Source organism: Rossellomorea sp. DUT-2 (assembly GCF_052665285.1).
Window position 1 is genome coordinate 12,699 of sequence record NZ_JBQPEO010000010.1, and the last position, 17,977, is coordinate 30,675.

The 17,977-nt window shown below is 41.9% G+C and carries 19 protein-coding genes and 1 other annotated feature; all 19 genes read left to right on the top strand.

Features of this window, described 5'->3' with window-relative positions; translation table 11 throughout:
• The first annotated feature begins 117 nt into the window (after positions 1–117).
• The 19 genes from cysE to rpsG all read left to right on the top strand — a co-directional run bounded on the left by cysE (position 118) and on the right by rpsG (position 17,931).
• Positions 118–768 (top strand): serine O-acetyltransferase, encoded by a 651-nt coding sequence (cysE, locus tag ACOSV2_RS21710; RefSeq protein WP_397554494.1) that lies wholly within the window; start codon positions 118–120, stop codon positions 766–768.
• Entirely contained in the window at positions 765–2,165 is a 1,401-nt protein-coding gene (gene cysS / locus ACOSV2_RS21715) for a cysteine--tRNA ligase (RefSeq protein ID WP_428976833.1), read from the top strand. The genes cysE and cysS overlap by 4 nt, the downstream gene beginning before the upstream one ends.
• Positions 2,165–2,584: a Mini-ribonuclease 3 gene (locus ACOSV2_RS21720; protein WP_113970873.1), complete on the top strand. Its 420-nt coding sequence runs from the start codon at positions 2,165–2,167 to the stop codon at positions 2,582–2,584. Before cysS ends, ACOSV2_RS21720 begins: the two co-directional genes overlap by 1 nt.
• Before the next feature lie 2 nt (positions 2,585–2,586).
• On the top strand, positions 2,587–3,330 hold the full coding sequence (gene rlmB / locus ACOSV2_RS21725; protein ID WP_428976834.1) for a 23S rRNA (guanosine(2251)-2'-O)-methyltransferase RlmB: 744 nt from the start codon (positions 2,587–2,589) through the stop codon (positions 3,328–3,330).
• Between the two features lie 5 nt (positions 3,331–3,335).
• A complete protein-coding gene (locus ACOSV2_RS21730) occupies positions 3,336–3,845 on the top strand; it encodes an NYN domain-containing protein (protein WP_428976835.1) in 510 nt (169 codons plus the stop codon).
• A gap of 77 nt (positions 3,846–3,922) precedes the next feature.
• Positions 3,923–4,567, top strand: coding sequence for an RNA polymerase sporulation sigma factor SigH (gene sigH, locus ACOSV2_RS21735; protein ID WP_374056919.1), 645 nt, complete (start codon positions 3,923–3,925; stop codon positions 4,565–4,567).
• A gap of 72 nt (positions 4,568–4,639) precedes the next feature.
• A complete protein-coding gene (gene rpmG, locus ACOSV2_RS21740; protein ID WP_079534455.1) occupies positions 4,640–4,786 on the top strand; it encodes a 50S ribosomal protein L33 in 147 nt (48 codons plus the stop codon).
• A gap of 44 nt (positions 4,787–4,830) precedes the next feature.
• Positions 4,831–5,010, top strand: a complete 180-nt coding sequence (gene secE / locus ACOSV2_RS21745) for a preprotein translocase subunit SecE (protein WP_044340513.1) — start codon at positions 4,831–4,833, stop codon at positions 5,008–5,010.
• A 169-nt stretch (positions 5,011–5,179) separates the two neighbouring features.
• A complete protein-coding gene (nusG, locus tag ACOSV2_RS21750) occupies positions 5,180–5,713 on the top strand; it encodes a transcription termination/antitermination protein NusG (RefSeq protein WP_113970877.1) in 534 nt (177 codons plus the stop codon).
• Positions 5,714–5,888: 175 nt separating this feature from the next.
• Positions 5,889–6,314 (top strand): 50S ribosomal protein L11, encoded by a 426-nt coding sequence (rplK, locus tag ACOSV2_RS21755; RefSeq protein WP_032085258.1) that lies wholly within the window; start codon positions 5,889–5,891, stop codon positions 6,312–6,314.
• A gap of 119 nt (positions 6,315–6,433) precedes the next feature.
• Positions 6,434–7,135: a 50S ribosomal protein L1 gene (gene rplA / locus ACOSV2_RS21760; protein ID WP_113970879.1), complete on the top strand. Its 702-nt coding sequence runs from the start codon at positions 6,434–6,436 to the stop codon at positions 7,133–7,135.
• A 52-nt stretch (positions 7,136–7,187) separates the two neighbouring features.
• Positions 7,188–7,332: a sequence feature (ribosomal protein L10 leader region), on the top strand.
• Between the two features lie 42 nt (positions 7,333–7,374).
• Positions 7,375–7,875, top strand: coding sequence for a 50S ribosomal protein L10 (gene rplJ, locus ACOSV2_RS21765; protein WP_113970880.1), 501 nt, complete (start codon positions 7,375–7,377; stop codon positions 7,873–7,875).
• Positions 7,876–7,932: 57 nt separating this feature from the next.
• Positions 7,933–8,292: a 50S ribosomal protein L7/L12 gene (gene rplL, locus ACOSV2_RS21770; RefSeq protein WP_113970881.1), complete on the top strand. Its 360-nt coding sequence runs from the start codon at positions 7,933–7,935 to the stop codon at positions 8,290–8,292.
• A gap of 145 nt (positions 8,293–8,437) precedes the next feature.
• Positions 8,438–9,046, top strand: coding sequence for a class I SAM-dependent methyltransferase (locus ACOSV2_RS21775; RefSeq protein WP_428976836.1), 609 nt, complete (start codon positions 8,438–8,440; stop codon positions 9,044–9,046).
• A gap of 232 nt (positions 9,047–9,278) precedes the next feature.
• Positions 9,279–12,836, top strand: coding sequence for a DNA-directed RNA polymerase subunit beta (gene rpoB, locus ACOSV2_RS21780; RefSeq protein ID WP_113970883.1), 3,558 nt, complete (start codon positions 9,279–9,281; stop codon positions 12,834–12,836).
• A 51-nt stretch (positions 12,837–12,887) separates the two neighbouring features.
• Positions 12,888–16,487 carry a DNA-directed RNA polymerase subunit beta' gene (gene rpoC / locus ACOSV2_RS21785; RefSeq protein WP_113970884.1) on the top strand — a complete coding sequence of 1,200 codons (3,600 nt, stop codon included), beginning with the start codon at positions 12,888–12,890 and terminating at the stop codon, positions 16,485–16,487.
• 160 nt (positions 16,488–16,647) lie between these two features.
• Positions 16,648–16,896 carry a 50S ribosomal protein L7ae-like protein gene (locus ACOSV2_RS21790; RefSeq protein ID WP_113970885.1) on the top strand — a complete coding sequence of 83 codons (249 nt, stop codon included), beginning with the start codon at positions 16,648–16,650 and terminating at the stop codon, positions 16,894–16,896.
• 99 nt (positions 16,897–16,995) lie between these two features.
• Positions 16,996–17,418, top strand: a complete 423-nt coding sequence (gene rpsL, locus ACOSV2_RS21795) for a 30S ribosomal protein S12 (RefSeq protein ID WP_032085266.1) — start codon at positions 16,996–16,998, stop codon at positions 17,416–17,418.
• Positions 17,419–17,460: 42 nt separating this feature from the next.
• Positions 17,461–17,931: a 30S ribosomal protein S7 gene (rpsG, locus tag ACOSV2_RS21800; protein ID WP_034765993.1), complete on the top strand. Its 471-nt coding sequence runs from the start codon at positions 17,461–17,463 to the stop codon at positions 17,929–17,931.
• Positions 17,932–17,977 lie beyond the last annotated feature (46 nt).

Sequence of the window (17,977 nt, forward strand, 5' to 3'; positions counted from 1 at the left end):
GTCATAAGCTAAATGGTCCAGGAAGGCAAAAAACGCCTTCCCGGCCCATTCATCTTATGCTTGTCGCCTCTGACCAAGCCACCTGCGCTTTTATTTTTTCAAGGAGAGGGGATCCGGATGTTTAAGTCATTTAAGGAAGATATAGAAGTTGTGTTTGATCAGGATCCGGCAGCGAGGAATTATCTTGAGGTGATCCTTACGTATTCGGGTCTTCATGCCATTTGGGCCCATCGCATAGCCCATGCTTTTTTCAAAAGGAAATTCTTTTTTATCGCGCGCGTTATTTCTCAGGTAAGCCGTTTTTTCACCGGGGTGGAGATTCACCCGGGGGCAAAGATCGGGCGCAGATTCTTCATTGATCACGGGATGGGAGTCGTGATTGGTGAAACGTGTGAAATCGGAGATAATGTAACGCTCTTTCAAGGGGTGACCCTTGGTGGAACAGGCAAAGAAAAAGGGAAGCGGCATCCTACGATTCAGGATAATGCCCTTATCGCCACGGGAGCGAAAGTGTTAGGATCGATTGTAGTTGGGGAAAATTCTAAGGTAGGGGCTGGATCGGTCGTGCTTAAAGATGTTCCTCCAAACTCAACGGTCGTTGGTATTCCGGGGAAGGTCGTCATTCAGGATGGTGTCAAGATACAGAAGGATCTGAATCACTGTGATCTCCCGGATCCGATGAATGATCGTATGAAACAACTGGAAATGGAATTGAACGAGGTAAAATCATTATTAAGGGAGTATGAAGAAAGGAGTCGATCATATTGACGATTCGTTTATATAACACATTAACAAGAAAAAAAGAGGAATTCACACCCTTAGAAGAGGGTAAAGTCAAAATGTATGTGTGCGGGCCGACAGTTTATAACTATATTCATATAGGAAATGCACGCCCTGCCATTGTCTTCGATACGGTGAGACGCTATTTGGAATACAGGGGCTATGATGTTCAATTTGTCTCTAACTTCACAGATGTGGATGATAAATTGATTCGGGCGGCAAAGGAGTTGGGAGTGGATGTACCTACGGTTGCCCAGCGCTTTATCCAGGCATATTTTGAAGATACCGGAGCACTTGGATGCAAGAAAGCGGATGTTCATCCGACTGTAACAGACAATATTGATACCATCATTGATTTTATTTCTGCGCTTGTTGAAAAAGGGTTTGCATACGAATCACAAGGCGACGTTTATTATCGTACAAGAAAGTTTGATGGCTACGGTAAGCTTTCTCATCAGCCGATCGATGAGCTTAAAGCAGGTGCCCGCATAGAGGTAGGGGATAAAAAAGAAGATGCCCTTGATTTCGTATTATGGAAATCAGCGAAAGAAGGGGAAATTTCTTGGGGTAGCCCTTGGGGTGAAGGCCGTCCAGGCTGGCATATTGAGTGCTCTGCCATGGCAAAGCGTTATTTAGGGGATACCATCGATATTCACGCCGGGGGACAAGATTTAACCTTCCCTCATCATGAGAATGAAATTGCACAATCAGAAGCACTTACAGGTAAGCCGTTCGCAAAGTATTGGATGCACAATGGATATATCAATATTGATAATGAGAAAATGTCTAAATCACTGGGGAATTTTGTATTGGTTCATGACATCATTAAAGAACAGGATCCACAAGTCCTTCGTTTCTTTATGCTATCTGTTCATTACCGTCATCCTATCAACTACAATTTAGAGCTTCTGCAAAATGCTGAGTCCGCTTTGGATAGAATTAAGACTGCTTATGAGAACTTGAAGCACCGTAAGGAATCAAGTACAGACTTAACGGATAACAACCGGGAATGGCTGGACAAAATAGCTGAGTTAAAAGCGCAGTTCATCTCTGAAATGGATGATGACTTTAACACAGCCAACGGAATTTCCGTATTATTCGAATTATCCAAGCAAGCCAATTATTACTTGATGGAGAAGAATACAGCTACAGAAGTCATTGATACGTTCTTGTGCCAATTCGAAGATTTCTTCTCTGTTCTGGGACTAAGCCTTAAGGAAGCAGAACTGTTGGATGAAGAAGTGGAAGAACTGATCGAAAAACGTGTTCAGGCACGTAAAGATCGTAACTTCCAATTAGCGGATGAGATTCGTGACACGTTAAAAGAGATGAATATCATCCTGGAAGATACTCCTCAAGGCATTCGCTGGAAAAGGGGATCTTAATGCTGCACGAGATAAATGAACAAATCGATGCAAAACAAATCAATGCACTTGCACTGGCATATATGGGGGATGCTGTATATGAAACGTATGTACGGCAGCTCCTATTAACAAAAGGAAAGATTAAACCGAATCAGCTGCACAGAGCGGCGACGAAGTATGTGTCTGCCAAAGCTCAAGCGGCCATTCTCAGAACGTTGTTCGATCAGGACGTCTTAACGGAAGAAGAGATTTCGATCGTCAAGCGCGGCCGGAATGCGAAATCCGGGACCACGCCAAAAAACACAGATGTACAAACGTATAAACACAGCACTGCTTTTGAGGCACTTATTGGATATTTGTTTTTACTTAATCGGACAGAGCGATTAGAGGAACTGTTAAAGATGATATTTGAACAAGCCCAGGCAGGAAAGGAGGAGTAGAAATGAGTAAAGATTTTATCGGAGGAAGAAATCCGGTTATGGAAGCATTGAAGTCAGGAAGGGATATCAATAAGATTTGGATTGCAGAAGGTTCTCAGAAAGGCTCCATCCAGCAAATTGTTGGACTGGCTAAAGAATTGAATGTGATGGTTCAATTCGTCCCGAAGAAGAAGATTGAACAAATGGTATCGGAGAATCATCAAGGGGTCGTGGCTTCCGTAGCTGCTTACCAGTATGCAGAAATCGATGATTTGTTTCATAGAGCCGAACAAAAAGGGGAAGATCCATTTATACTGATCCTGGATGAATTAGAGGATCCCCATAACCTGGGTTCGATCATGAGGACAGCGGATGCTGTGGGTGCCCATGGGATCATCATCCCGAAGAGGAGAGCAGTGGGACTTACGTCAACGGTAGCGAAAGCATCCACGGGCGCCATTGAGCACATTCCGGTTGCACGTGTAACCAATCTGTCGAGAGCGGTTGATGAACTGAAAGAACGTGGTGTATGGGTGGCAGGAACGGATGCGAAAGGAAAGCAGGATTTCCGCCAATTGGATGGTACCCTGCCTATCGGCTTAATTATCGGAAGCGAAGGTAAAGGGATGAGCCGAATACTCAGAGACAAATGTGATTTCCTTGTTCAGTTGCCAATGGTCGGTCATGTAACATCATTAAACGCTTCGGTGGCAGCTAGTATATTAATGTATGAGGTCTATCGTAAACGCCACCCGTTGGGAGAATAGCAGAAATGGATATTCTCCTTGTGGATGGCTATAACATAATCGGTGCCTGGTCAGAGCTGAATGAGTTGAAGCATAAGGATTTGGCCGCAGCAAGAGATCGCCTTGTAGAGCAAATGGCAGAATATCAAGGGTATACGGGCTACCGCGTCATTGTCGTGTTTGATGCTTATTACGTTCAGGGAATTGCCCGTAAGTATAAAAATTATAGGGTAGAAGTCATTTTCACGAAAGAAAATGAAACAGCGGACGAACGGATTGAAAAATTAGCTATTGAGTTAAGTAATATTAAAACTCAAATTCATGTAGCCACTTCTGATTTTACCGAGCAATGGGCGATCTTTGGTCAGGGAGCCCTTCGTAAATCAGCAAGGGAGCTGCATACAGAAGTAAAAGTCATCGAAAAAAAGATCGAAAGAAAAGTACGGAATTCAAGTGATAAAAGGCCGGTTTCCAAGATCCAATTATCAGATGAAGTTGCTGAAATTTTCGAAAAATGGCGCCGTGGTGAACAATGAGAGGTTGACGATTGAATTTTCTGTAATGTATAATATTTCTATCTATTGTTTTGCGCGGGGGGATGTGTGTGAGCAATATCACCAGGACAGAAGCATTTGATAATCGATTAGAAGGCATGGATGATGAAGAAATAATAGAAGCCGTCCATCAGGGTCACAGCGAAGCGTTAGATTTTTTAATCAGGAAATATCGTAATTTTGTCAGAGCGAAAGCCCGCTCGTATTTCTTAATTGGGGCAGATAAGGAAGATATCGTCCAGGAGGGTATGATTGGATTATACAAAGCGATCCGTGATTATAAAGAGGACAAGCTGACTTCTTTTAAAGCGTTTGCAGAGCTTTGTATCACAAGACAAATCATTACGGCCATTAAGACAGCCACGAGACAAAAGCATATACCGCTGAATTCTTATGTATCATTGGATAAGCCCATTTATGATGACGAGTCAGACCGAACGCTCTTAGATGTTATTTCAGGTGCGAAAGTAATGGATCCGGAAGCGCTGATTATCAATCGTGAAGAATTCGATAATATGGAAGACAAGATGGCTCAGTTATTAAGTGATCTTGAGAGGAAAGTCCTGGCTCTCTATTTAGACGGGCAATCCTATCAGGAGATTTCGGAAGAACTGAACCGCCATGTGAAATCCATCGACAATGCCTTGCAGCGGGTGAAGAGAAAGCTCGAACGATACTTGGAAGTTCGCGAAATAACGATGTAAAGTCATATTGACACAAATTGGTGGTCGTGTTATTTTTGATAGGACTTACTATGGATAGTATAGGTGGAATATATGACTACTAAATTAATACTTGCTTGTACGGTGTGTGGTTCCAGGAATTATAGTGTACCGGGTAATCGTAATCAAGCAGTTCGATTAGAGTTAAAGAAATTCTGTAATACATGTAATGCTCACACCCTACACAAAGAAACAAAATAGTGGAGCACCAAGTGGTATTGATATTAGTTGGAGGTTACAAACGGATGTTTAAATTCTTTCGCAATGTTGCATCAGAAATGAGAAAGGTCAGCTGGCCTAAACGTAAAGAGTTAACACGCTATACGATTACCGTTATTACAACAGTGGTATTTGTTGCCCTTTTCTTTGCTGTCATTGACCTGGGCATCTCAGAACTTATGCGATTGATCATTGGTTCTAAGTAAGAGAAACATAGAATTAGTTGTATATATACCGTGAAAGCATGGTATAATGAATATTAATAGAGTACATGACCTTAGAGCCCGTTATCTTTTTACGGGTTTTTTCATTTGGAGAAAAAGGCGAAAGAGTATTCTTAAATAGCGAGGAGGGACGGACGTTTAGTCCTATTAAATGGAGAAGAATTGGTATGTAGTCCATACTTATTCAGGGTACGAGAACAAGGTTAAAGCAAACCTTGAGAAGCGTGTTGAAACAATGGGGATGCAGGATAAAATCTTCCGCGTAATGGTACCTGAAGAAGAAGAGACTGATTTTAAAAATGGTAAAAAGAAAGTCGTAAAGAAAAAAGTATTCCCCGGTTATGTGATTGTTGAAATCGTCATGACTGATGATTCCTGGTATGTTGTACGAAATACGCCTGGCGTTACAGGGTTTGTCGGTTCATCAGGTTCCGGATCGAAGCCTACACCATTATTGCCTGAAGAAGTAACAAATCTTCTGAAGCAAATGGGCATGACAGAGAAAAAGGTTGAGATTGACTTCGAATTAGGAGAAACAGTAAAAGTAAACGAAGGTCCGTTTGCAAACTTTACTGGCTCAATCGAAGAGATAGACAATGCGAAAGCAAAAGTGAAAGTTCTTGTTAATATGTTTGGCAGAGATACCCCGGTAGAACTGGATTTCTCCCAAATTGATAAATTATAATGGAAAAGAACTTGAAATCATTCTGAAAAAATGGTACTATTTCATAAGTCAGTGCGTCTCCACAAAGAGATACTGAAACTAATAGACGTTCTTTATGTTGATAAAGACATTTTTTACATGAGTGGGAGGGTGAAGAACCCAATAACCACATCACGGACTTAAGGAGGTGTGTCTCGTGGCTAAAAAAGTTATCAAAATGGTTAAATTGCAGATTCCTGCCGGTAAAGCTAATCCAGCTCCACCAGTTGGTCCTGCACTAGGTCAAGCAGGTGTTAACATCATGGGATTCTGTAAGGAATTCAATGCTCGTACAGCAGATCAAGCTGGCTTAATCATTCCTGTTGAAATTACGGTATTTGAAGACCGTTCATTTACATTCATCACAAAAACTCCACCCGCTGCAGTTTTACTTAAAAAAGCAGCTGGTATCGAGTCTGGTTCAGGCGAACCAAACAGCAAGAAAGTGGCAACACTTAAACGCGACAAAGTACGTGAAATTGCTGAAACAAAAATGCCTGACTTAAATGCAGCTAGTGTTGAATCAGCTATGCGCATGGTAGAAGGAACTGCGCGCAGCATGGGTATCGTCATCGAAGACTAATCCCTGCTTCGTTAAAGGTCCTGTTGAACGAGGTTGCGATGATGAAATGTACGTTTCACTCGCAACCTTATTTCGTGGGAGGTTATTCCGCTAAAACCACATATAGGAGGAAATATAAAATGGCAAAAAAAGGTAAAAAGTTTCTTGAAGCTCAAAAGCTTGTAGATCGTACTACAGCTTACTCAGTTGAAGAAGCAATCGAACTAGTTAAGAAAACAAACTTCGCTAAGTTTGACGCAACGATCGAAGTAGCGTTCCGCTTAGGTGTAGATACTCGTAAAAACGACCAGCAAATCCGTGGAGCAGTTGTACTTCCACACGGAACTGGTAAAACTCAAAAGGTTCTTGTATTCGCTAAAGGCGATAAAGCAAAAGAAGCAGAAGCTGCTGGCGCTGATTTCGTAGGTGATGCAGATCTTATCAGCAAAATCAACCAAGGTTGGTTCGAGTTCGACGTAATCGTAGCGACTCCGGACATGATGGGTGAAGTTGGTAAACTTGGTCGTGTATTAGGACCTAAAGGTTTAATGCCAAACCCTAAAACTGGAACAGTTACATTCGACGTGACAAAAGCTGTTAATGAAATCAAAGCAGGTAAAGTTGAATACCGTGCTGACAAATCAGGTAACGTTCACGTTCCTGTTGGAAAGGTTTCATTCGACAACGACAAGCTTGTTGAAAACTTTGCTACAATGTATGAAACAATGCTTAAAGTTAAACCTGCTGCTGCAAAAGGAACTTACATGAAAAACGTTTCTGTAACTTCCACTATGGGACCTGGCGTTAAAGTCGATCCTTCATCTTTCGCAGTTAAGGCATAATTTGGTATTGACTTACTAGGGACTAGTGATTATAATTAGTTCTGTTGTTAAAAAAATGAATACATTTGTACCGTAGACAGTAGGTGCTCGTTAAGAGCTTAATACCCTGCCGAGGTAATTGCGATAAAATAACCGCTGATAGCGTGTTTGCAATGCCCTTATGTCTACCTTGATATAAGGGCATTTTTTATTGGATGACGGTATAAATGTTCATCAGTCAATCTACAGGAGGTGTAATGATGAGCAGCATTCTAGAACAAAAGAAACATATCGTTGGAGAAATCTCTGACAAGCTAAAAAACAGTGTATCTACAATCGTTGTAGATTACCGTGGTCTGGATGTTTCCGAAGTAACTGAGCTTCGTAAACAACTCCGTGAAGCTGGCATCGACTTCAAAGTGTACAAAAACACTATGGTACGTCGTGCGGCAGAAGAAGCTGGTCTTGAAGGGTTAAACGAATTCTTAACTGGTCCTAACGCAATCGCGTTCAGCAGTGAAGAAGTAGTTGCACCTGCAAAGATTATTAACAGCTTTGCTAAAGAACACGAAGCGCTTGAAATCAAAGCGGGTGTCATTGAAGGAACAATCACTTCAGTTGAGGACGTTAAAGCAATCGCTGAACTTCCAAGCCGCGAAGGACTTCTTTCTATGCTACTCAGCGTGCTTCAAGCACCAATGCGCAACTTTGCATTGGCAACAAAAGCCGTTGCAGATCAAAAAGAAGAGCAAGGCGCGTAAGTTAAAGCAAGTCGTTTAAATAAAAATTAAGCACACATTACAAGGAGGAAATTTAAAATGAGTAAAGAGCAAATCATTGACGCGATTAAAGAAATGTCAGTTCTTGAATTAAATGATCTAGTTAAAGCAATCGAAGAAGAATTCGGAGTAACTGCTGCTGCACCTGTAGCTGCTGCTGCTGGTGGCGGAGAAGCTGCTGCAGAACAAACTGAATTCGACGTAATCCTTGAGAGCGCTGGATCTCAAAAAATCAAAGTTATCAAAGCTGTTCGTGAAATCACAGGTCTTGGCCTTAAAGAAGCGAAAGAAATGGTTGATAACACTCCAAAAGCTCTTAAAGAAGGTATTTCTAAAGAGGAAGCTGAAGAACTTAAAGCTAAACTTGAAGAAGTTGGAGCTGGCGTAGAAGTTAAGTAATGATTGTATAGATGAAAAGCTCGCTATATTTGGCGGGCTTTTTTCTTGTCTGGCTTCTATCGGAATATAAACATGTCCGTAATTTTCAGCCCTTTTGGGAATGATGGTTAATAGACGTGATGTAAGAATGGATGGAGATGATATAATGACCAATCACTATTATTCTCATAACCCTGATGTAGAGAGTAACCCCCAAACGATCACCTTTGAGTTAAGAGGACATGCGTTTCGTTTCAAAACGGATCAAGGTGTTTTCTCGAAAAAGGAAGTTGACTTTGGATCTAGAGCTTTGATTGAAACGTTTGAATTACCTGGCGTAACGGGTCCGTTACTGGATGTCGGTTGTGGGTATGGTCCGATCGGTTTGTCTTTAGCGAAAGACATAGATGATCGTATGGTTCATATGATTGATGTAAATGAGAGAGCGTTGTCTTTAGCGAAAGAAAATGCTAGAGAGAATAAAGTTCAAAACGTGAGCATCTATCAAAGTGACCGATATACGAATGTCGTTGAAACGGAATTTGCGGCCATTTTAACAAACCCGCCGATAAGAGCAGGGAAAGAAACAGTTCATTCGATTCTTGAAACTAGTTATGACTACCTGAAGGAGAATGGTGAATTGTGGGTCGTTATTCAGAAGAAGCAAGGTGCTCCGTCTGCCATGGATAAAATGGAAAAATTGTTTTCAAATGTAGAAATTGTCGCTAGAAAAAAGGGATACTACATCTTGAGATCAGTAAAAGAAATCCGTTGACGTAGCTTTACTGCTATGATAACATTATAAAATGCAAAAATATTATTTTCCGGTATTATGTCCATATGTATACATATTGGATAAATTGGAAAAGATTATAAAATAATAGTTCGTCATTTGAAAATGAGGTTTTATCATTAAAACCCTTTTTCTTTTTGTCTTGTGTAGAGTAGCATTCCTACTTGAAGACATATAGACACAACCAAAACGCTTGATTTGAGGGGTGAATCAGTTGACAGGTCAACTAGTTCAGTATGGACGACACCGCCAACGCAGAAGTTTTGCGCGTATCAGTGAAGTTTTAGAATTACCGAATTTAATCGAAATTCAAACTTCCTCGTATCAATGGTTTCTTGATGAGGGGTTAAGAGAAATGTTCCGTGACATTTCTCCGATTGAGGACTTCACTGGTAATCTCTCCTTGGAATTTATTGATTATAGTCTGGGAGAGCCAAAGTACTCGGTGGAAGAATCAAAGGAAAGAGATGTTACTTACTCTGCACCGCTTAGAGTAAAAGTCCGTCTTGTGAACAAGGAAACAGGAGAAGTAAAAGATCAAGACGTATTTATGGGTGACTTCCCATTAATGACAGACACAGGTACTTTTGTCATCAATGGTGCTGAGCGCGTTATCGTTTCTCAGTTAGTACGTTCACCTAGTGTTTACTTTAGCGGAAAAGTAGATAAGAACGGAAAGAAAGGGTTTACTGCTACCGTTATACCAAACCGCGGAGCTTGGCTTGAGTATGAAACAGACGCGAAAGATGTTGTATATGTACGAATTGATCGAACTCGCAAACTACCGGTAACGGTTCTTTTACGTGCCCTTGGGTTTGGCTCTGATCAAGAAATCATCGATTTGATCGGTGATAATGAGTACATTCGTAACACGCTCGAGAAAGACAACACGGAAGGTATCGACAAGGCATTGCTCGAGATTTACGAGCGTCTGCGTCCAGGAGAGCCTCCTACAGTAGAAAATGCTAAAAGTTTACTCGTTTCTCGTTTCTTTGATCCTAAGCGTTATGACTTGGCAAACGTTGGACGTTACAAAATGAACAAAAAGCTTCACATTAAGAACCGTTTATTCGGTCAAACTCTAGCAGAAACTCTAGCAGATCCGGAAACGGGTGAGATTCTGGCGGAGAAAGGCACGGTTCTTGATCGTCGCGCTCTTGATAAGGTTATTCCTTATTTAGAAAATGGCATCGGGTTTAAAAACTACCAACAGTCTGGTGGCGTGTTAGAAGAAGACGTTGTTCTTCAATCTATCAAAATCTATTCTCCTAACGAAGAGGGAGAGTTTGAGATTAATGTCATCAGCAATGCGTATGTTGAAGAAGAGGTTAAGTACATTACACCTGCAGATATCATCTCTTCTATTTCTTACTTCTTTAACTTATTACACGGAGTAGGACTAACGGATGATATTGACCATTTAGGTAACCGTCGTTTACGTTCGGTAGGTGAATTGCTTCAAAACCAATTCCGCATCGGTTTATCACGTATGGAGCGTGTTGTTCGTGAAAGAATGTCCATCCAGGACACAAACACGATCACGCCTCAACAACTGATCAACATTCGTCCGGTAATCGCATCAATGAAAGAGTTCTTTGGAAGCTCTCAATTGTCTCAATTTATGGATCAAACGAATCCTCTTGCAGAATTAACGCACAAACGTCGTCTTTCTGCATTAGGACCTGGTGGATTAACGCGTGAACGTGCAGGATTCGAAGTGCGTGACGTACATTACTCCCACTATGGTCGTATGTGTCCGATTGAAACACCTGAGGGACCAAACATCGGACTGATCAACTCACTTTCTTCATTTGCGAAAGTGAATAAATTCGGATTTATCGAAACGCCGTATCGTCGTGTTGACCCTGATACAGGGAAAGTAACCGATCGTATCGATTATTTGACAGCAGACGAAGAAGATAACTACGTAGTGGCACAAGCAAACGCGCGTCTTGGTGATGACGGAGCCTTCCTTGATGAAGAAGTCATCGCTCGTTTCCGTGGTGAAAACACGGTTATCAAGCGCGAACGTCTGGACTACATGGATGTATCTCCTAAACAAGTAGTATCAGCTGCGACAGCATGTATTCCTTTCTTAGAGAACGATGACTCTAACCGTGCTCTTATGGGAGCGAACATGCAGCGACAAGCAGTACCATTAATGAATCCGGAATCACCGATCGTCGGAACGGGTATGGAACACGTATCTGCGAAAGACTCTGGTGCAGCTGTGATTTGTAGATATGAAGGTATTGTAGAAAAGGTTGAAGCGAAACAAGTTTGGGTACGTCGTGTGAAAGAAATCGACGGTCAAGAAGTAAAAGGTGACCTCGATAAATATCGTATGCAAAAATTCATCCGTTCCAACCAGGGTACATGTTACAACCAGCGTCCGATCGTAAGTGAAGGTGACCGGGTAGTTAAAGGAGAAATCCTTGCTGATGGTCCTTCAATGGAAAAAGGAGAACTCGCCTTAGGACGTAACGTAATGGTTGGGTTCATGACTTGGGACGGTTACAACTATGAAGATGCGATTATCATGAGTGAACGTCTTGTAAAAGACGATGTATATACTTCAATTCATATTGAAGAATATGAGTCTGAATCTCGTGATACGAAATTAGGACCTGAAGAAATCACTCGTGATATTCCAAACGTTGGTGAAGATGCACTTCGCAATCTTGATGAGCGTGGAATCATCCGCATCGGTGCTGAAGTAAAAGATGGCGACTTACTTGTTGGTAAAGTAACGCCTAAGGGTGTAACTGAGCTGACTGCTGAAGAACGCTTATTACATGCAATCTTCGGCGAGAAAGCTCGTGAAGTCCGGGATACTTCCCTTCGTGTACCACATGGTGGGGGAGGAATCATCCTCGATGTCAAAGTCTTCAATCGTGAAGACGGCGATGAATTACCACCAGGTGTAAACCAGCTTGTACGTGTATACATCGTTCAGAAGCGTAAGATTTCTGAAGGGGACAAAATGGCTGGTCGTCACGGTAACAAAGGTGTTATCTCGAGAATCCTTCCTGAAGAAGACATGCCGTTCTTACCGGACGGCACACCGATCGATATCATGTTGAACCCATTAGGGGTACCATCACGTATGAATATCGGACAGGTGCTTGAACTTCACTTAGGTATGGCAGCGAGATATCTTGGTGTACATGTCGCTTCACCGGTATTTGATGGAGCGCGTGAAGAAGACGTATGGGCAACCATAGAAGAAGCCGGTATGGCACGTGATGCGAAAACTGTTCTATATGATGGTAGAACAGGTGAACCGTTTGATAACCGTGTATCAGTGGGGATCATGTATATGATCAAGCTTGCTCACATGGTCGATGACAAACTTCACGCACGTTCAACTGGTCCTTATTCACTTGTTACGCAACAGCCACTCGGAGGTAAAGCTCAATTCGGTGGACAACGTTTCGGTGAGATGGAGGTATGGGCACTTGAAGCTTATGGTGCTGCTTATACTCTGCAAGAAATTCTAACAGTTAAGTCTGATGATGTTGTGGGTCGTGTGAAAACATACGAAGCCATTGTCAAAGGTGAAAACGTTCCTGAACCGGGAGTTCCGGAATCCTTCAAGGTTCTGATCAAAGAGCTTCAAAGTTTAGGAATGGATGTTAAGATGCTCTCTAGCAACGAAGAAGAAATTGAAATGCGTGACTTAGATGAAGAAGAAGAAGTACAACAAGCTGACACGCTAAATATCTCTGAATCTAACACACAAGAATCCGAGACAGTAGGGTCAAAAGAATAAATTTAGAGCAATTAGGGTTAGAGCCTGTAGATTAAAAGGGAGGTAGGCCCCTTGCTAGATGTAAATAATTTTGAGTATATGAAAATTGGTTTAGCTTCCCCCGATAAGATCCGTTCGTGGTCTTTCGGGGAGGTTAAAAAACCTGAAACGATTAACTATCGTACATTAAAACCTGAAAAAGATGGTTTGTTCTGTGAACGTATCTTCGGTCCTACGAAGGACTGGGAATGTCACTGTGGAAAATACAAGCGTGTACGTTATAAAGGCGTCGTTTGTGACCGTTGTGGTGTTGAAGTAACGAAGGCTAAAGTTCGTCGTGAACGTATGGGTCACATTGAACTGGCTGCCCCTGTATCCCACATCTGGTACTTCAAAGGAATCCCAAGCCGTATGGGACTTGTTTTAGACATGTCTCCCCGCGCTTTGGAAGAAGTTATTTACTTCGCTTCCTATGTTGTAACAGAACCGGGTGACACGGCTCTGGAAAGAAAGCAACTTCTTTCTGAGAAAGAGTACCGTGCGTATCGTGAGAAATACGGTGTGAAATTCCAAGCTGCAATGGGAGCTGAAGCGATTAAAAAGCTTCTTCAAGACATTGACCTGGATAAAGAAGCTGATTTCCTTAAAGAAGAACTGAAAACAGCTCAAGGTCAACGCCGAACCCGTGCAATCAAACGTTTAGAAGTAGTGGAATCTTTCAGAAACTCAGGAAATGATCCGGATTGGATGATTCTTGATGTATTACCTGTCATTCCTCCAGAGCTTCGCCCGATGGTTCAGCTTGACGGTGGGCGCTTTGCGACTTCTGACTTAAATGATTTATATCGTCGTGTTATTAACCGTAATAACCGTTTGAAACGTTTATTGGACCTTGGTGCTCCAAGTATCATCGTTCAAAACGAGAAGCGTATGCTTCAAGAAGCGGTCGATGCTTTAATTGATAATGGCCGTCGCGGACGTCCAGTTACTGGACCAGGTAACCGTCCATTAAAATCCCTTTCACATATGCTTAAAGGGAAGCAAGGTCGTTTCCGTCAGAACCTTCTTGGTAAACGTGTTGACTATTCAGGTCGTTCTGTAATCGTCGTTGGACCTAACCTTAAGATGTATCAATGTGGTCTTCCTAAAGAAATGGCTCTTGAGTTATTCAAACCATTTGTTATGAAAGAGCTTGTTGAAAAAGGATTGGCTCACAACATTAAGAGTGCAAAACGCAAAATCGAACGCGTACAACCGGAAGTATGGGATGTATTAGAAGGGGTTATTAAAGAACATCCAGTTCTTTTAAACCGTGCACCTACTCTTCACAGACTTGGTATTCAAGCATTTGAACCAACTCTAGTCGAAGGTAGAGCGATCCGTCTTCACCCACTTGTATGTACTGCATACAATGCGGATTTTGATGGTGACCAAATGGCGGTTCACGTACCTCTATCTTCTGAAGCACAAGCTGAAGCACGCATGCTGATGCTGGCTGCCCAAAACATTCTTAATCCGAAAGACGGTAAGCCAGTTGTTACTCCGTCCCAGGATATGGTATTAGGTAATTATTACCTGACACTTGAGCGTGAAAATGCTGTTGGTGAAGGTATGATCTTCAATGATGCAAATGAAGTCATCCTTGCTTATCAAAATGGTTATGCACACTTGCATACCCGTATTGCGATCCATGCAAGCACCATCAACAACAAAACGTTCACTGAAAAGCAAAACAAACAATTATTGATCACAACGGTAGGTAAAGTAATCTTTAACGAGATTTTACCTGATACATTCCCGTTCATTAACGAACCAACAAGAACAAACTTGGAAGTAGCTACTCCCGAGCAATACTTTGTTGATCCGTCAACGGACGTTAAAGAAGTATTCCAAAACCGAGAGTTAATCAACCCGTTCAAAAAAGGTTTCTTAGGGAATATCATTGCAGAAGTATTCAAGAAGTTTGCTATCACTGAAACGTCTCGTATGCTTGATAAAATGAAAGACTTAGGATTCAAATATTCTACTAAAGCCGGTATTACGGTTGGTATCGCAGATATCGTCGTACTAGCGGAAAAAGAAGAAATCTTAATCGAAGCACAAAGTAAAGTAGACAACGTATTAAAACAATTTAAACGTGGTCTTATTACAGAGGATGAAAGATACGATCGTGTCATCTCAATCTGGAGTGCTGCGAAAGATACCATTCAAGGTAAATTAATGGCGACACTGGATAAACGCAACCCAATCTTCATGATGAGTGATTCAGGTGCCCGTGGTAACGCATCTAACTTCACACAGCTTGCTGGTATGCGTGGACTGATGGCCAACCCGGCTGGTCGTATCATTGAGTTACCGATCAAATCAAGTTTCCGTGAAGGTTTAACGGTTCTTGAGTACTTTATCTCTACACATGGTGCCCGTAAAGGTCTTGCCGATACTGCACTGAAAACAGCTGACTCAGGTTACCTGACACGTCGTCTTGTTGATGTGGCCCAGGATGTAATCGTTCGTGAAGAAGACTGTGGAACGGACAGAGGCCTACTTGTAGGCTCCATTAAAGAGGGTACCGAAATCATCGAACCTCTTGAAGAACGTTTACTTGGTCGTTACTCACGTAAAACATTACGTCACCCTGAGACAGATGAAATCATCATGACAGAAAATCAGCTGATCACAGAAGACTTAGCTAAGACGATCATTGATGCTGGTGTCGAACATGTTTCGATTCGTTCTGCTTTCACCTGTCACACAAGACATGGTGTTTGTGAGAAATGTTACGGAACGAACTTGGCAACAGGTCAAAAAGTCGAAGTCGGGGAAGCTGTTGGGATCATCGCTGCTCAATCCATCGGGGAACCTGGTACACAATTAACGATGCGTACATTCCATACTGGTGGGGTTGCAGGAGACGATATCACTCAAGGTTTACCGCGTATCCAAGAGATCTTCGAAGCGCGTAACCCTAAAGGTCAAGCCGTTATTTCTGAAATTGATGGTGTTATTACTTCCATCAGTGAAGGAAAAGATCGTCAGTACGAAATTACCGTTCAAGGTGATGTGGAAACAAGAAGTTACACAGCTCCTTACACAGCGCGCTTGAAATTCGCTGTGAACGATAAAGTAGTACGCGGTCAGGAAATCACTGAAGGTTCTATCGATCCTAAAGAACTTCTTAAAGTTCGTGATGTGTCAGCTGTTCAAGAATACTTGCTGCGTGAGGTACAAAAAGTATACCGTATGCAAGGGGTTGAAATCGGCGACAAACACGTTGAGGTTATGGTTCGTCAAATGTTACGTAAGGTTCGTGTTATTGATGCAGGTGAATCTGAGGTACTGCCAGGTACACTTATGGACATCCATCAATTCAGAGATGCGAACGAAAAAGCATTATTTGGCGGAAAGCTTCCAGCAACAGGACGTCCTGTACTGCTCGGAATCACCAAAGCTTCACTTGAAACAGATTCCTTCTTATCAGCAGCATCGTTCCAGGAAACAACTCGTGTGTTGACGGACGCTGCTATTAAAGGAAAACGTGATGAGTTACTTGGGTTGAAAGAAAATGTTATCATCGGTAAATTGGTTCCTGCCGGTACAGGTATGCAACGTTACCGCAAGGCAGAACCGGTTTTAGCAGAAGATACTAGTGAAGAAACAGTAACAGTAGAGTAATCTATTTAGGCTAACTCTTAGGCGTGTTTGATTGCTCAAACAGAAGCTCTAAGAGTTAGCTTTTATAAATCTTTTAAATCTATGTTGACATAAAGATTTTAAGATGATAATATATTCAAGGTTGCTCCTATTAATAACCTGTTACTTTGGAGGATACGAAATGTCTTATGAAAAAGTAGCGCAGGCTAATGAAATTATTGTAGGAACAAAGCAAGCAGTGAAAGCTCTGAAAACAGGTCATGTACTAGAAGTTGTTATTGCGGAAGATGCTGATCCCAAAGTTACAGCGAAAGTAGTTCAGGCCGCTATTGATCTTAAAGTACCGGTTAACAAAGTGGATTCTATGAAGAAACTTGGTAAATCGTGCGGAATAGATGTTGGAGCAGCAGCTGTTGCGATTATACAGTAAAATAGTTTTTGTAGAAGCTATCTGCAAAAACTTTACTTTTACCCAAAAAAGAACCACCTGGATGTGTGGGCTTACCAAATAAGAAGGGAGGAAAACAAAATGCCAACTATTAACCAATTAGTTCGCAAGCCTCGTCAGTCTAAATCAACTAAATCAAAGTCACCTGCACTTAACAAAGGTTATAACAGCTTTAAGAAAGTGCACACGAACTTGTCTTCTCCACAAAAACGTGGGGTATGTACTCGTGTTGGTACAATGACTCCAAAGAAACCGAACTCGGCGCTACGTAAATATGCTCGTGTTCGTTTAACAAATGGAATCGAGGTTACTGCTTACATTCCTGGTATCGGACATAACCTTCAAGAGCACAGTGTTGTTCTTATTCGCGGAGGACGTGTAAAGGATTTACCGGGGGTACGTTATCACATCGTACGTGGTGCGCTTGATACAGCTGGAGTTGAAGGCCGTATGCAAGGACGTTCTAAATACGGAACTAAGCGCCCTAAAGCAGCTAAAAAATAATAAAAATCATAAATTCATTTCTCGTTGAAAGGAGGAAATCACATGCCACGTAAAGGTCCTGTAGCAAAAAGAGACGTTTTACCTGATCCAATGTACAATTCAAAATTAGTTACTCGTTTAATCAACAAAATCATGATTGACGGTAAAAGAGGTAAAGCTCAAAAGAAACTATACGCTGCGTTTGATATCATTAGCGAGCGTTCAGGTAAAGATGCAATGGAAGTATTCGATGCAGCTCTAAAAAATATCATGCCGGTATTAGAAGTTAAAGCTCGTCGTGTTGGTGGTTCAAACTATCAAGTACCTGTAGAGGTGCGTCCAGAGCGTCGTACTACATTAGGTCTTCGTTGGTTAGTAAACTACTCTCGTCTTCGCGGTGAGAAGACAATGGAAGAGCGTTTAGCTAACGAAATCCTTGATGCAGCTAATAACACTGGAGCTTCTGTTAAGAAGCGTGAAGATACACACAAGATGGCTGAAGCGAACAAAGCGTTTGCTCACTATCGTTGGTAATCTGATCTTAAACAAACAAACCATTCTCATATAAGGAAGGAGAAAG